The organism is Chryseobacterium taeanense (assembly GCF_900099685.1).
Classification (GTDB): domain Bacteria; phylum Bacteroidota; class Bacteroidia; order Flavobacteriales; family Weeksellaceae; genus Chryseobacterium; species Chryseobacterium taeanense.
This window is the reverse complement of the sequence record NZ_FNDW01000001.1, coordinates 445,651-459,449: the sequence shown is the minus strand read 5'-3', so window position 1 is coordinate 459,449 and position 13,799 is coordinate 445,651. Positions and strand designations below refer to the sequence as shown.

Annotated in this window: 14 protein-coding genes and 1 tRNA gene; 3 read left to right on the top strand and 12 right to left on the bottom strand. The window is 35.4% G+C overall.

Annotation, left to right across the window (positions count from 1 at the left end; all coding sequences use genetic code 11):
• Window positions 1-11: 11 nt before the first annotated feature.
• From BLR30_RS02125 to BLR30_RS02100, 6 genes are all read right to left on the bottom strand, one after another.
• Window positions 12-743, bottom strand: coding sequence for a hypothetical protein (locus BLR30_RS02125; protein ID WP_089854618.1), 732 nt, complete (start codon window positions 741-743; stop codon window positions 12-14).
• An 81-nt stretch (window positions 744-824) separates the two neighbouring features.
• Window positions 825-1,445: a DUF5715 family protein gene (locus BLR30_RS02120; RefSeq protein ID WP_089854615.1), complete on the bottom strand. Its 621-nt coding sequence runs from the start codon at window positions 1,443-1,445 to the stop codon at window positions 825-827.
• A 130-nt stretch (window positions 1,446-1,575) separates the two neighbouring features.
• Entirely contained in the window at window positions 1,576-2,121 is a 546-nt protein-coding gene (locus tag BLR30_RS02115; protein WP_089853983.1) for a hypothetical protein, read from the bottom strand.
• A gap of 24 nt (window positions 2,122-2,145) precedes the next feature.
• Complete coding sequence (locus BLR30_RS02110) at window positions 2,146-3,132, bottom strand: LuxE/PaaK family acyltransferase (RefSeq protein ID WP_089853981.1); 987 nt, start codon at window positions 3,130-3,132, stop codon at window positions 2,146-2,148.
• 175 nt (window positions 3,133-3,307) lie between these two features.
• The gene (locus BLR30_RS02105) at window positions 3,308-4,099 is read right to left on the bottom strand and encodes a UDP-2,3-diacylglucosamine diphosphatase (protein ID WP_089853979.1); all 792 of its coding nucleotides are present in this window, start codon (window positions 4,097-4,099) and stop codon (window positions 3,308-3,310) included.
• A 21-nt stretch (window positions 4,100-4,120) separates the two neighbouring features.
• Window positions 4,121-4,567 (bottom strand): 6-pyruvoyl trahydropterin synthase family protein, encoded by a 447-nt coding sequence (locus tag BLR30_RS02100; RefSeq protein ID WP_089853976.1) that lies wholly within the window; start codon window positions 4,565-4,567, stop codon window positions 4,121-4,123.
• Window positions 4,568-4,683: 116 nt separating this feature from the next.
• On the opposite strand from BLR30_RS02100, the gene BLR30_RS02095 reads away from it, so the two are divergent.
• Window positions 4,684-5,193 (top strand): TlpA family protein disulfide reductase, encoded by a 510-nt coding sequence (locus BLR30_RS02095; protein ID WP_089853973.1) that lies wholly within the window; start codon window positions 4,684-4,686, stop codon window positions 5,191-5,193.
• Here the strand turns inward: BLR30_RS02095 and BLR30_RS02090 are convergent, their stop codons facing one another.
• Window positions 5,194-5,577 (bottom strand): acyl-CoA thioesterase, encoded by a 384-nt coding sequence (locus BLR30_RS02090; RefSeq protein ID WP_089853971.1) that lies wholly within the window; start codon window positions 5,575-5,577, stop codon window positions 5,194-5,196.
• Window positions 5,578-5,919: 342 nt separating this feature from the next.
• Between BLR30_RS02090 and BLR30_RS02085 the strand changes: the two genes are divergently transcribed.
• Window positions 5,920-6,573: a ComF family protein gene (locus BLR30_RS02085; protein ID WP_089853968.1), complete on the top strand. Its 654-nt coding sequence runs from the start codon at window positions 5,920-5,922 to the stop codon at window positions 6,571-6,573.
• Between the two features lie 52 nt (window positions 6,574-6,625).
• Here the strand turns inward: BLR30_RS02085 and upp are convergent, their stop codons facing one another.
• Together upp and der are read right to left on the bottom strand one after the other, a co-directional pair.
• The gene (gene upp / locus BLR30_RS02080; RefSeq protein WP_089853964.1) at window positions 6,626-7,279 is read right to left on the bottom strand and encodes a uracil phosphoribosyltransferase; all 654 of its coding nucleotides are present in this window, start codon (window positions 7,277-7,279) and stop codon (window positions 6,626-6,628) included.
• Window positions 7,280-7,359: 80 nt separating this feature from the next.
• A complete protein-coding gene (gene der, locus BLR30_RS02075; protein ID WP_027379925.1) occupies window positions 7,360-8,670 on the bottom strand; it encodes a ribosome biogenesis GTPase Der in 1,311 nt (436 codons plus the stop codon).
• 333 nt (window positions 8,671-9,003) lie between these two features.
• On the opposite strand from der, the gene BLR30_RS02070 reads away from it, so the two are divergent.
• Window positions 9,004-9,074 (top strand) — tRNA-Gln (locus BLR30_RS02070).
• A gap of 40 nt (window positions 9,075-9,114) precedes the next feature.
• On the opposite strand, the gene BLR30_RS02065 is transcribed toward BLR30_RS02070, so the two are convergent.
• From BLR30_RS02065 to katG, 3 genes are all read right to left on the bottom strand, one after another.
• On the bottom strand, window positions 9,115-9,948 hold the full coding sequence (locus tag BLR30_RS02065) for a lipopolysaccharide kinase (protein WP_175443581.1): 834 nt from the start codon (window positions 9,946-9,948) through the stop codon (window positions 9,115-9,117).
• Window positions 9,949-9,963: 15 nt separating this feature from the next.
• Window positions 9,964-11,007, bottom strand: a complete 1,044-nt coding sequence (locus BLR30_RS02060) for a glycosyltransferase family 9 protein (protein ID WP_089853961.1) — start codon at window positions 11,005-11,007, stop codon at window positions 9,964-9,966.
• Between the two features lie 273 nt (window positions 11,008-11,280).
• A complete protein-coding gene (gene katG, locus BLR30_RS02055; protein ID WP_089853958.1) occupies window positions 11,281-13,560 on the bottom strand; it encodes a catalase/peroxidase HPI in 2,280 nt (759 codons plus the stop codon).
• Between the last annotated feature and the right edge of the window lie 239 nt (window positions 13,561-13,799).

Below are 13,799 nucleotides of genomic sequence, written 5' to 3'. Positions count from 1 at the left end.
GATTTTGAATATTAATTTAACGGACACATCGGAGGGCATGGCTGAGACCAGTCGTAAGTATTGGAAATAGTCTCTATGCTGCCTGAGTTCTGAAGGTCTTCATAAAATGAGATAAAAATAAGAGTCGGTAAAAGCCTCTGATATACATCGGAAAACTTCAGTCCGAAAGAACATACCACATGGGTAAATCCGGATTTCGACGGGGTAATATCCTGCATTGGCACAAAAAATCTTTTGAAAATCCTGCTGCCTTTAAACTCTGTACATTCTCTGTAGAACCATGTCATTCCTTCATCTTTCCAGGATTCTATAGCTTCCACAGCTTTATCCTGCTCCAGAATAGGCTCGTTAGTAACCGGAAGATATGCATTTACATTATTATCAACTCTCTCCAGATCTTTTGAAAGAACAGCATTTCTTACAATGACGTACTCTTTTACTTGCATTAGCCTAAGATCTCTATCCAATTCCTGTAGAGGACAGTAAGGAAATTTATCTACAACAAGTCTCTTTCCTCCTCCGTCTAATGGGCAAAGTATAGCAACAAGCTGTCCCTGATAAACTCCGATTTCAGTACAAAATTCATTGTACTTATTCAGATTTCTCATCCAGTCCATCTGTTCGGCATCAAAAGTGAAAACGTAATTTGTAGGGATAAGTTTTGTAATTGCGTAAAAATCTGAACAACAATTTGCCCATCCTGTAACGGCTGTATCAAATTGATCTCTGGTGAATGCATTCATATTCATGGTATTTTTAAAGTGCCATAAAATTAAAGAAACTAAATTATCTACGCAACTATATCACGTATAATTGAAAATTATTTAATAATTCCTAACCGTAATGTGAAAGCAACTTTGCTGTCTTTCTTTAATATAATAAATCCTTCCTGCATCATAATAATATTTTAAAACCCGCTCCAAAGCAATCTCCAGCTTAGAATTATATTTCAAAACCCCGTTAAAGCGTACATAAGAAATATCGAAAGAATTGCCATAATTGTGCGCGCTGATGCCCAAAGATGCATTCGTATTAATTTTTCGTAATCTACACTGATCTTCGAGGGTTCTGGTAATGGAAGATACCGTAAAAACACTTCCTTTTGTCTCTTTATTAAAGCGCGCTCCTATCTTTTCCAGCATGATTTTTCCTTTTGAAAGCATCCAAGCCCTACTGTAGTCAAGCTTTTGTACACGATATCCTTTTCCTGATTTATTGATTTTGTGAAACTTACCGTTATTGATATATTTCTGCATTGTTTTAGAATCTTTCAGAAGCTTAATTCCGAAACTTCTGGAAGCATCGAGATGTGGCTTGTACAAAAATGTAGGTTCTACTTTTAAAACCTCTGTAAGATCATAGCATGGTAACGCTTTTTTGGTTGTCTGAGAAGAGCAGATTCCCTGAATAATGAAAGCAAAAGCCAGACACAAAAACTTTTTCATTAAAGATGTTTTAATCATTCAAACTAAAAATAATGAAAATATTTTACACGATTGTAGTATCAGAGCAATTTATAGCATAATTTTAAATAAAAATAAACTAAAAAAAATACTTTTAAGAAAAAACTCGCTATCATTTCAGTTTTTTAATGTCAAAAGGATTTTTAAAGATCAGCTCTTCGTGTTTTCCTTTAATTTCCATTTTTCTCTGTAATAAATTCAGCGCCATTTTGCGGATGAAAAGATCTTTGTCATTGAGTTTCCAATAAGAATCTTCGTGCACTTTACGAGGTTTTCTGATGATGTAAAATTCGGTGTCCCAAGAATCAACATTGTGATAAAACTCGATAATTCCGCAATGCTCAGGAATCAGATCATGATCTACCATTCCCATCGGAAGCAGAAAGCTGAACGCGTTGCAGATATAATCGCCGCAGGATATTTTGTCGTGTTTCAGAAACTTCTCACCGGTATTGGCGTTGGTATAAGATTTTTTAAAATCATTTTTAAAATCACTTTTAGAAAGCTTGATTTCAATCTCATGACTGAAACCCTCAGCATCCACAATAAGAATATCGGCTTCCCAATCTGCCTGAAAATGATTGGTCAATACAATTTCCTTCTCAAAATCGCATTGAGAATATATAAATGCATGAACCAGCTCTTCTATTTTTAACACTTTTTTATTTAAAAACTTTAGGACTTAACTCACAAGAAGACTGCATCCTCGAATATCAGAATGATCGATCCTGCCCAACACCTGAAACTTACTCCCGATAATTTTACCTAAATCCTGCGTTGCGATGAATGAACAGCTATGAATATTTGCCAGATCAATAATATTAATCGCTCCCGTTCTTCCTTCTTTTTCATAATTAAAAGGGTCTTCAGCATTTCGTATCATGATTTTCATCCAGTTCGGGCATTCATATTCGTTGTTTCCCATCGAGTAAGCCTGTGAAAGAAGCTCTGTCATAGAGTATTCGGAATAGATTTTTTTTGTTTTAAATCCTTCCTGTAAGATTTTCAGCAGCTCATCTTTTGTCATTTCTTCTTTTCTTCCTTTCATGCCACCGGTCTCGATTACAATTAAATTCTCCAAAAAGTTCAGAGATTCTTCACTGCGTTCAGAATGACAGTAGTCGATAAAGTCCAGTAATGCGAAGGAGACACCAAAAAGAATGACTTTCTTATTTTCTAATTTATTTAGAAGTGTAAACAAATCTTCATGATTGTAGAGAAAATATCCGTTTTCAGGCTTTGCAGATTTTTTCATTAAAAAATCAACCATATAAATAAGAGACGAATTTTGCCGCTCGAGATAGCTTGGCAATAACCCTAGAAAAATAAAATCTTCAGGCTTGCCGATAAATTGTTCGAAGCTTTTATAGATACTTTCTTTATAGATTTCTTCATCGGCAATAAAGTGTTTCGAAAGATTCATCTGTGTGGTTCCGGAACTTTGAAAAAAAAGATCAGTCGTCATATTTTTATCAAGAATCTGATGATTTTTAAACATCTCGATAGGAAGAAACGGAATCTTCGTCAGTTCATCCACATTATCAGGATCGATATTGAGATAATCTACGAAACGTCTGTAAATTTCAACATTCTGATATTGATAACGGAAGGCTTTCAATGATTCCGCCAGAAAATCCTGCTCTGTCTGTATGTCAAATATTGTATCCACTTTTGAAAAAGTACTTTATCCTTTCTGTCTCATTATAAATAAATTAACAAAGACAGATTAGGTTTTAATATTTTTTTAATTAAAAAATTAAATTTTGGTCAGGTTATTGCAATTACAAATCCGGAATATGGATTAAAAACAAGAGTGAACTTCGGTTCATTCGAGAATTACCTCTTTACGGGGTAATTTTTTTTGTGTTCTCACCGAAAACCTTCAAATGAAATTCAGTTTCAAAAACCCCATAAGTAAAGTAAGAAATCCAGTCTCCAAGGTTGATGTATTTTGCTTTTCCTTCCAGTTCCAGAATCATCGGAAGATGGCGGTGACCATAAATAAAATAATCAATCTTTTGTGTCTTCAGCTTTTCTTTAGAGTAAATGATCAGAAATTCTTTATCTTCTCCCAAAAACTCTTTGTCTTCATCACCGGAAATCATTTTGTTTTTTTGGGACATATACAACGCGATTTTCATTGCAATATCAGGGTGAAGCCATTTGAAAAACCATTGTGCAACAGGATTGGTAAAGACTTTTTTCATTCTTTTGTATCCTTTATCGCCTGGTCCAAGCCCGTCTCCGTGAGCCAGCAGAAACTGCTTTCCACCCATTTCAAAATACTGTTTAGCGTAAAAAACGGTACATCCTATTTCTTCTTCCAGATAATCTTTCATCCACAGATCATGATTTCCCACAAAAAAGTAAATATGAATTCCAAGGTCTTTCAGCTCGGCAATTTTGCCTAAAACACGTACGTACCCTTTCGGAATGACATGCTTCCATTCATGCCAGAAATCAAACAAATCTCCCATTAAAAACAGCACCTGCGCATCATGCTTGATTTCGTCCATCCAGCGGATAAAACGTTCTTCGCGCACCTTACTTTCTTTTGGATTGGGCGCGCCAAAATGCTGATCGGAAGCAAAATATACTTTCTTTCCGGGCTCTAAATTAATGGTTGTCTTTAACACTTCTGAATATTTAAAAACAAATTACTGATTGTCTTCCGCAAACCACTCTCCGTAAGAGTTTTCCGTCTCATGAAGTTTAAGATAAGTCAATGAAATTTCTTCCGGAAGTTTCGACTTTATTTTGGCAGCAATAGCATACAGCATATTCTCGCAGGTTGGCTGGAAGGTACAGTAAATTACCTTATGTCCTTTTTCCTCAAGATCCTCACCCAATTCCTTATGCGGTGAAAGTCCGTTGATCAGCACGGCATGATCCCAGACATCTACAATCTCAGATTTTACGATACTTTTTATATCTCCGAAATCAACCACCATCCCGTTTTTAGGGTTCTCCAAATCATTAACGGGCTTACCTTTCACTGTCACAAACAGCTTATAGGAATGTCCGTGCATATTTTTACATTTACCATCGTAATTGTACAGCACATGCGCCGTTTCGAATGTAAAAATTTTTGTAATTCGTATCATAAGGCAAAGATAAGGAATTTGATTTGAGTTTTTATTTGACTACATTATAAATGCAGCCTAACCCATGTATAATAAACAAAACAAGGAAACGTTAATATAAAAGTAATAGCTAAACCATGATTCCCGACTTAAAATTATTTTTACCCTTTCTTATCTTTTTTAATTTATCTTTAAACGCACAACAAAGATCCTTTCAGGTTCATCCTTTTCTTGAGAAAAAGATCGGACAACACTTTCCTATCGAAAATTATAAAAATGATGAAGGTAAAAACTTCAGTCCTACTGAACTTGAGGGGAAAATTTCACTGATTAATTTTTGGTCTACCAACTGCGCACCATGTATTGAAGAACTTCCTTACCTGAATAAAATTAAGGAAGCCTCAGGCACGAAAGTAAATTTTATAGCCATCACCCATGATCCGAAAGAAAAAGTGGACAAGTTTTTAGCAAAACATACATTTAATTTCGTGCATATCACAGATTCTGAGCAGGAATTAAAATCCTATTTTTCACTGATTAGAAATCCATTAAATTTTATTATCGATAAAAACGGAAATGTACAGGAAATCACAGGAAATATTGATGAAACAAAAATGGAACTGATACTCAAAATTCTCAACGAATAACTACAAAATGTCCAGCCAGTTACTTTCCAGTCTGATAATCTTTTCTGTCTCTTTATTAATAAAAACCCATAGTGTTAAAGAATCTACAACCAGCTTATCATTACAATAAAACTCGACTTTTCGCGGCTGTCTGATTCCTTCGGGCGTTTTAGGATAAGTTCTCACCGTTAGTATTTCACCCAGATATACCTGCTTTTTGTATTGAATATGATGATCCAGAAGCATCCATATATCATCCGGATTTTTGGTTTTATGCTTTACAAAATCCCAGTGTTCTGCAGCAATTTCCTCTACCCAGTTTACATACTGAACATTGTTGACATGATGATTCGAATCAATATGCTCTTCCGTTACCTGTATCTGTTTTTCATAAATCAAACTCATCTGCTTCAATATTTACTCAAAAGTAAGGTATAAAAATTAAATCCTGTGATGGAAAGTCATGTCAAAAATCATACAATCTAAGATAAATAAAGTTTATTCCGAAATCAACCCGAGATTGTGAAAACCCGTTTTACTTTACTCCGTCTCAGGATGAGATTACCAAAAACAGTTTTGTTTTACTCCGTCTCAGGTTGAGAAAGCAAGAACTCATATTGGAACTTCCTGTCTCGGGACGAGAAACCTTAAACCTGTTTTAGTTTGCCACATTAACATCAAATAACATATAGAATTTATATATTTCGATTTCCAGAACTTAGTATATTAGCAAAAAAATACACACAAATGATTTTAGATATTTTATTTCCGAATCGCTGCCTGGGCTGCAATCGTATTATTGATGCCGATTTTCTGGTATGTGAGATTTGTTTTGAGCAAATAGATTTTACCCATTTCGATTATTTTGGCGATAATTTCATTAAAGAAAAATGCAAATTACTTTTTCCTGTTGAGCAAGCATCTGGTTTAATGCAGTTTAAAAAAGAAAACCTCAGCAGAAAAATTATTCATGAATTAAAATATAAAAACAGGGAAAAAGCCGGAAAAGTTCTCGCACAATGGACTTCAGAACGTTTGAATTTTAAAGATCGAAAGCCTGACCTACTGGTTTCGGTGCCACTTCATTCCAGGAAACAAAAGGAAAGAGGTTATAATCAACTACATCTTTTTACAGAGAAACTTTCGGAATTCTACGGAATTCCGTTTGACCATAATTTAATCAAAAGGAATTATTATTCAAAAGCCCAGGCACTGAAAGACAAGAAACACCGCCTTGAAACGGAAAATACGTTTTCGATCACAAAAGCAATTACCGGAAAACATATTTTACTTGTTGATGATGTTTTTACTACAGGAAACACCGTTGCCACGATTGCATGGGAAATCCTGAAAGCCGGTAACAACACAGTAAGCGTTCTGGTGATGGCTATCGATATTTAAAGCCTGTCTTCTGGGATGTAAAAGATTGAATATAAAGTTTTGTTTTATAAAATTACCGTTGAAGTTTTTCTCCGTAACTCAAGTCTCCCGCATCTCCCAAACCTGGTGTAATGTAACCCTTCGATGTAAGTTGCTCATCAATGGCTCCCACCCAGATTTTGGCTTCGGGATATGCTTTTTCGATGGTTTCAACCCCTTGCTTTGAGGCTATAGCAGCAACAATATGAAGCTGACTGGGTTTTCCGTTGGTCAATAAATCTTTGATAGCTTCGATTAGAGAAGCTCCCGTTGCCAGCATGGGATCGCCCACAATCAGAGGTCTTCCTTCAATATTAGGACATGTTAAATAATCCTGTTTAATCGAAAAATAATCGTTGGCATCGTGTTTTCTGTATGCCGCTACAAACCCGCAGTCTGCTTTGTCAAAATAATTTAAAATTCCCTGAAACAAAGGAACTCCTGCCCTTAAAATCGTTGTAATAACAGGCTGAACTGCAATCTCCCTGACTTTGATTTTATCTAAAGGAGTATGAATTTCAATTTCTTTCTGTTCTAAACTTTTGCTGATTTCAAAAGCTGCAATTTCCCCGATTCTTTCCATATTTCTGCGGAATCGCATTCTGTCGTGCTGGATATCGACATTTCTGAGTTCGTTGATCCATGAGTTGACTAAAGAAAACTGCTCTGATAATACAACTGTATTCATTATTGTGAAACTTTTATCTAAAATATAAAAATTAATTAAGAATAAAATCCCTCTTAGAAAGATCTAAAAGGGATGATAATTTATTTTTGTCTGAAATAGACTTCGATAGGAACTCCGGTAAAACCGAATTCTTTTCTCAACTGATTTTCAGTAAATCTTTTGTATGGTTCTTTTACGTACTGTGGCAGGTTGCAGAAAAATACGAACTGTGGAGATGGTGTCGGAAGCTGTACACAGTATTTGATTTTTATGTACTTCCCTTTATTTGCCGGTGGCGGCGTTCCTTCAAAAATAGGAAGCATCACTTCATTTAATTTTGAAGTTTTGATCTTTTTCTTACGGTCTTCGTACACCTGCATAGCCACTTCAACCGCTTTTAAGATTCTCTGTTTCGTCAATGCGGAAATAAACAAAATCGGAATATCGTTGAACTGCCCAATCTTATCCTTGATCTGTTTTTCGAAATCACGCATGGTGTTCGTTTGCTTATCTTCAATTAAATCCCATTTATTGACAAGAATTACAATTCCTTTTCTGTTTTTCTGAGCCAGTCCGAAGATATTCATATCTTGAGATTCCCATCCCTGAGTGGCATCTACCATAATAATCACCACATCAGAATATTCAATAGAACGGATGGAACGCATTACAGAATAGAATTCAAGGTCTTCAGAAACCTTTGATTTTCTTCTCATTCCGGCTGTATCTACCAATACAAACTCGTGTCCGAATTTATTGTAAAGTGTCTGAATGCTGTCTCTTGTGGTTCCCGCGATATCGGTTACGATGTTTCTTTCAACATCCAGCAAAGCATTTGTTAATGTAGATTTTCCTACGTTCGGACGGCCTGCAATTGTAATTTTCGGCAATCCTTCAAAAGGATCTTTGTATTCCGTAGTCGGAAAGTCTTTTACAATATCATCCAGAAGGTCACCCGTTCCGGAGCCTGTCGCAGAAGATAATGTATAATATTTATCGATTCCAAGCTGATAGAATTCCGTGGCAGGAAGTTCTTCTTTGGCGGAATCTACTTTATTAATAACAATATAAATAGGTTTATTTGATCTTCTTAAAAGTCTGTAGATTTCGTAATCTGTATCAGTAAGACCTTCTTCTACGTTCATCATAAAAATAATAGAAGTGGCTTCATCGACAGCGAGCTGTACCTGTTTACGGATTTCTTCTTCAAAGATATCATCTGTTCCGACATCGTAACCTCCGGTATCGATTACGGTAAAATCTACACCGTTCCAGTCTGATTTTCCGTAATGACGGTCTCTGGTAACACCGGCTGTAGAATCTACGATAGCTTCTCTTCTCTCCAATAAACGATTAAACAGTGTGGATTTTCCTACGTTGGGACGCCCAACGATTGCGACAATATTCGACATAAAAAATGTTTAATAATCCTTCGATCAAACTAAGGATGTGTTATTAATGGGTTTCTCCAACTTTTGGAGCCCAATTTTTTTTGCAAAGATACAGTTTTTATTTAATTTTAGTTTATCATAGTAACTCAAGGAAAATTACTTGACATTTATCCATAGTAATGATATTTCTCGTTTGGATAGTAAATCAGCGACCTGTTTAATCTCCATTTAAGTAAAAAAATAATTCTTTGAAAATCAATAAATAAACAATTAACAGACATTTATCCTGTGCTAATCTTTACATTTCATTTTTATTTTTAAAATAATTTATATAATTTCGCGACATAGAAATACAGACCCATGGTGTAGCGGTAACACTACTGATTTTGGTTCAGTCATCTGGGGTTCGAATCCCTGTGGGTCTACAAAAAAAGGAAAAATGATTATCATTTTTCCTTTTTTTATTTATAGCAATCCATCACTAATCTGAAAGGCAAAGTGTATATAAAACAATACATAACCGCGATTCGAAAAGATTTTCTTTAAATTTAGATACTTATATAATTTCAATACTTTCTTTACCTTACGCTTTACAAGCTGCCTTTGTGTATATTGGGTAATTTTTTTCAGGCAAAGATCTTCTGAGATTCCATATAAAAGAGAATATTGTTCAGTAATGATCTTAATAACCTGTGGGTCGTTAGTGATTCTTGCAAAGTTTGCCAGTCTCTTGTCCAGATTAATTGAATTGTAAAAATTCATTCTGTTTAAATCCACCATATAAATAGAGTAAGAATCATCTTCTTTTCGAATTAAAAAATTATTAGGTGAGTTATCCAGAAATAGAATTCCATCATTATGCAGGCGAAACATTAGCGACGTGTACTCTTTTATAATTTTTTCACGGTCAGGAAAAGAATGATCCCCAAGAACAAGATCAAATGTCCAGGAATTTTCCAATTGTTCACTAACATAATAACTTGATGTTAATCCAATAAAATCATGATTTTCAATGTAGGCAATTGGTTTTGGAGTCCTGTAATTTTTCTGAATAAGCATATGTGCGTATTCAAATGAACGCCGAGCCTTCGACTTTCGGTAAAATTTGTACACATGCCTGTTAATAATATTATGTTGTTTAAATAATTTAAAATTAAAATCTTTCCCTTTTAATTTTAATACTTTTATCACATTTCGTGAACCATTTCCTATTAATATGCCCGCGGATTTGAATATTTTTAATGTCGATAGAATATCATCCTTATACATATGTAAGCCTTCAGCAATAATAAATTTCATATCATATTATTTATTTTATTCAATGGTTTTACGTAGTAAATCCATAATATTTTCGATTGATGTGCGTCCTGTATTTACGGAGAAGCTTTTTGAATTATAGGGTCTGTAAATATTTTCATCAGTAACAGAAAACAAACCCACTGTAGGCACTCCGCTGGCACTGGCTAAATGCATCACCCCGTTATCTGCGGCAATAAACAATTGTGTATTCGCTATAAAAGCTCCCATTTCCCTGATATCCGTACTATAAAAATGAGGTATTGTAAAATTTAATTTGGAAATATTTTCGACGGGCAAAAGCTCAACAATATTGTAGTCAGGAAATGTCTGTTTTAAAGCATTATAGAAATCACGCCACCATTCCTCGGAATAACATTTATCTCCCGTAGCATTAGTGAAAAGACATATTACAGGCTTGTCATTTTGTACAATAGAAAATAGTTTCTCCCCACCGGCCTGAATCTCTTCAGCATCTAGTTTAATATCCATATAGGGCAATTCATTTCTATTTTCCTGAACTCCCAGCTGTAACAAATATTCTCTTAAATTATAGACAGGATGTTTGGCAGAATGCTGATAATCATTAAATTGTTGTATATACTTTTCATCATACTCGCCGAATAATTTATATTTAGAACGGGCAAAGTACGTTGAAATCCTGCCCGATGATGAGCCAAAATTTGCATTAATAACCAGATCATAATTTTTTGAACGAAGCGATATCCACCCTGCTAAATATTTAAAAATATTACTAAATGGCTTTTTGGGAAGCTGGATAATTTTATCAATATTTTTATAATTCTTATAGATTATTGGAGTAATCTGCCCTTTAACGAAGAGATCGATTTTACTATCAGGAAACGTATTGCTCACCTCCTCCACCAATGGACTGAGAAGAAGCAAATTGCCTAAACGATGATTAGGTCTTGATATTAGAATTTTTCTTATCTTAAGATCATCTTTTTTATTAACTTTTTCAATACTGGATTTACCAATATTTTCAGTAAGTTTTCTCATTAATGACCTTCTAAAGACATTAATTCTTTTTGGTATTTTCATTAAAAATGAAATTTAATAATAATAAATATATTTAACGGCAAATTATTACTAAAACTCACGTCAACTATTATAATATTCATACTAATTACCTATTATAACAATAGATATTATCTCGATAATTTTAATATCAAATTTCATTTTTTTAGTGTGACTAATGTAAATAACAGATAAAAAATCCATACTGCATTTTGCAATATGGATTTTTGTTTGCTTAAAAACATTGCGATTCAAGCATTTTTAAAAGTCCTATTTATTAGTGATAGTTAACTTAAATCACTTTAAATCAAACCTGTCAAGATTCATCACTTTTACCCAGGCTGAAACAAAGTCATTAACAAATTTTTCCTTAGCATCAGCACTTGCATATACCTCAGCAATAGCCCTTAACTCGGAATTGGAACCGAAAACAAGATCTGCTCTTGTAGCTGTCCATTTCTTTTCACCGGTTTTGCGATCTGTTCCTTCATACAATTCATTATCATCAGAAGCAGCTTTCCATTGTGTACTCATATCCAAAAGATTTACAAAGAAATCATTGGTAAGAACTCCCGGTCGTTGTGTAAAAATCCCGTGTTGTGAACCGTCATAATTGGTATTCAGAGATCTCATTCCTCCTATAAGAACAGTAAGTTCCGGAGCAGTAAGCGTTAGTAGTTGAGCTTTATCAATCAATAATGATTCTGTAGAAACGGAGAATTTTTTCTTTAAATAATTCCTAAATCCATCAGCTGCAGGCTCAAGATACTTCATAGATTCAACATCGGTCTGTTCCTGCGAAGCATCCATTCTTCCTGGGGAGAAAGACACAATAACGTTATGCCCTGCATCTTTAGCCGCCTTTTCCACTGCCGCAGTTCCTGCAAGAACGATAAGATCCGCCAATGAAACTTTTTTACCGCCTGTCTGATTTTCATTAAATTCTTTCTGAATATTTTCTAAGACATTTAAAACTTTTTGAGGTTGAGAAGGATTATTCACTTCCCAGTCTTTCTGAGGGGCGAGACGGACTCTTGCACCATTTGCGCCACCTCTTTTATCACTTCCCCTGAATGTTGATGCCGAAGCCCAAGCTGTTGATACAAGCTCAGAAACACTCAATCCCGAATCAAGAATTTTTGACTTTAGTGTTTCAATATCAGAATTATTAATTAATATATGATCTACTTCAGGAATCGGATCCTGCCAGATTAACTCTTCAGAAGGAACTTCAGATCCCAAATATCGCGCTTTAGGCCCCATATCCCTGTGGGTAAGCTTAAACCACGCTCTCGCAAAAGCATCTGCAAACGCTTCAGGATTTTCATAAAATCTTCTTGAAATTTTTTCGTATTCAGTATCAAATCTAAGAGACAGATCCGTCGTTAGCATTGTTGGTCTGTGTTTTTTATTCGGATCAAATGCATCTGGAATGATTTCTTTTCCACTTTTAGCGACCCATTGATGAGCACCGGCGGGACTTTTAGTAAGCTCCCATTCGTTTTCAAAAAGGTTTTTAAAGAAATAATTGCTCCATTCGGTAGGAGTTTCTGTCCAGGTAACTTCAAGTCCGCTGGAAATAGCATCAGCTCCCTTCCCTGATTTATACGTACTGTTCCAGCCAAATCCCTGCGCTTCAATTCCTGCTGCTTCAGGTTCTTTTCCTACATGATCTGCAGGCCCTGCGCCGTGTGTCTTTCCGAATGTATGTCCTCCGGCGATAAGCGCAACCGTTTCTTCATCATTCATAGCCATCCTTCCGAAAGTATCACGAATATCTTTTGCCGCCAAAATAGGATCAGGGTTGCCGTCGGGCCCTTCAGGATTTACATAAATTAATCCCATTTGTACGGCTGCCAAAGGTTTTTCGAGATTCCTTGTATGAATATCTCCATCTGCATCATCATCGGTAGGCAAAACACCACGGCTTTCCTGAACACCGTCTGATCCGTGAGCATATCGAAGATCACCACCTAGCCATGTTTTTTCAGAACCCCAGTAGACATCCATATCCGGTTCCCACACATCTTCACGACCTCCGGCGAATCCAAATGTTTTGAACCCCATGGATTCCAGAGCAACATTTCCTGTAAGAATCATTAAATCGGCCCAGGAAATTTTCTTTCCATATTTTTGTTTGACTGGCCAAAGAAGTCTTCTCGCTTTATCCAGACTTACATTATCCGGCCAACTGTTCAATGGCGCAAAACGTTGTTGTCCGGCTCCGGCTCCTCCTCTTCCGTCACCTACCCGATACGTTCCTGCACTGTGCCAGGCCATTCGGATAAAAAGAGGTCCATAATGTCCGAAATCCGCAGGCCACCAGTCCTGAGAATCCGTCATCAAAGCATGAAGATCTTTTTTTACTTCTTCAAGATCCAGGCTTTTAAATGCTTCCGCATAATCAAAGTCTTTATCCATAGGGTTTGAAAGTGATGAATGCTGGCGAAGTATATCCACTTTCAGCTGATCTGGCCACCAGTCTGTATTTTTCGTTCCGCCACCGGCAACATTTTCTTTTTTCATCGTTCCGTTATGAAACGGACATTTACTGATATCATTCAAATCTTTTTCCATGTCGTTTAATTTTTTATGTTGATTTTAAATTAATTTATTCAGCAAACTTACACCAGTTAAATTATAAATACAATCTATTGGAAATATTTTTACAATAGTTAAAAACGATAATATGCAATAATGAAAGATTTTAAATTTCCGGTGCAAAAAACATTCTTAAATTACGATTTTCTGAGCAATATACTGACATACAATACAAAACATGAATATTATTTAGAACGATTCCAATATGTGACCTG

Excerpts from the sequence above, each read along its gene's own strand:
- BLR30_RS02125 (WP_089854618.1), bottom strand. The coding sequence starts at position 743 with ATGAATGCATTCACCAGAGATCAATTTGATACAGCCGTTACAGGATGG.
- BLR30_RS02120 (WP_089854615.1), bottom strand. The coding sequence starts at position 1,445 with ATGAAAAAGTTTTTGTGTCTGGCTTTTGCTTTCATTATTCAGGGAATC.
- BLR30_RS02100 (WP_089853976.1), bottom strand. The coding sequence starts at position 4,567 with ATGATACGAATTACAAAAATTTTTACATTCGAAACGGCGCATGTGCTG.
- BLR30_RS02095 (WP_089853973.1), top strand. The coding sequence starts at position 4,684 with ATGATTCCCGACTTAAAATTATTTTTACCCTTTCTTATCTTTTTTAAT.
- BLR30_RS02090 (WP_089853971.1), bottom strand. The coding sequence starts at position 5,577 with ATGAGTTTGATTTATGAAAAACAGATACAGGTAACGGAAGAGCATATT.
- BLR30_RS02085 (WP_089853968.1), top strand. The coding sequence starts at position 5,920 with ATGATTTTAGATATTTTATTTCCGAATCGCTGCCTGGGCTGCAATCGT.
- upp (WP_089853964.1), bottom strand. The coding sequence starts at position 7,279 with ATGAATACAGTTGTATTATCAGAGCAGTTTTCTTTAGTCAACTCATGG.
- der (WP_027379925.1), bottom strand. The coding sequence starts at position 8,670 with ATGTCGAATATTGTCGCAATCGTTGGGCGTCCCAACGTAGGAAAATCC.
- BLR30_RS02065 (WP_175443581.1), bottom strand. The coding sequence starts at position 9,948 with ATGAAATTTATTATTGCTGAAGGCTTACATATGTATAAGGATGATATT.
- BLR30_RS02060 (WP_089853961.1), bottom strand. The coding sequence starts at position 11,007 with ATGAAAATACCAAAAAGAATTAATGTCTTTAGAAGGTCATTAATGAGA.
- katG (WP_089853958.1), bottom strand. The coding sequence starts at position 13,560 with ATGGAAAAAGATTTGAATGATATCAGTAAATGTCCGTTTCATAACGGA.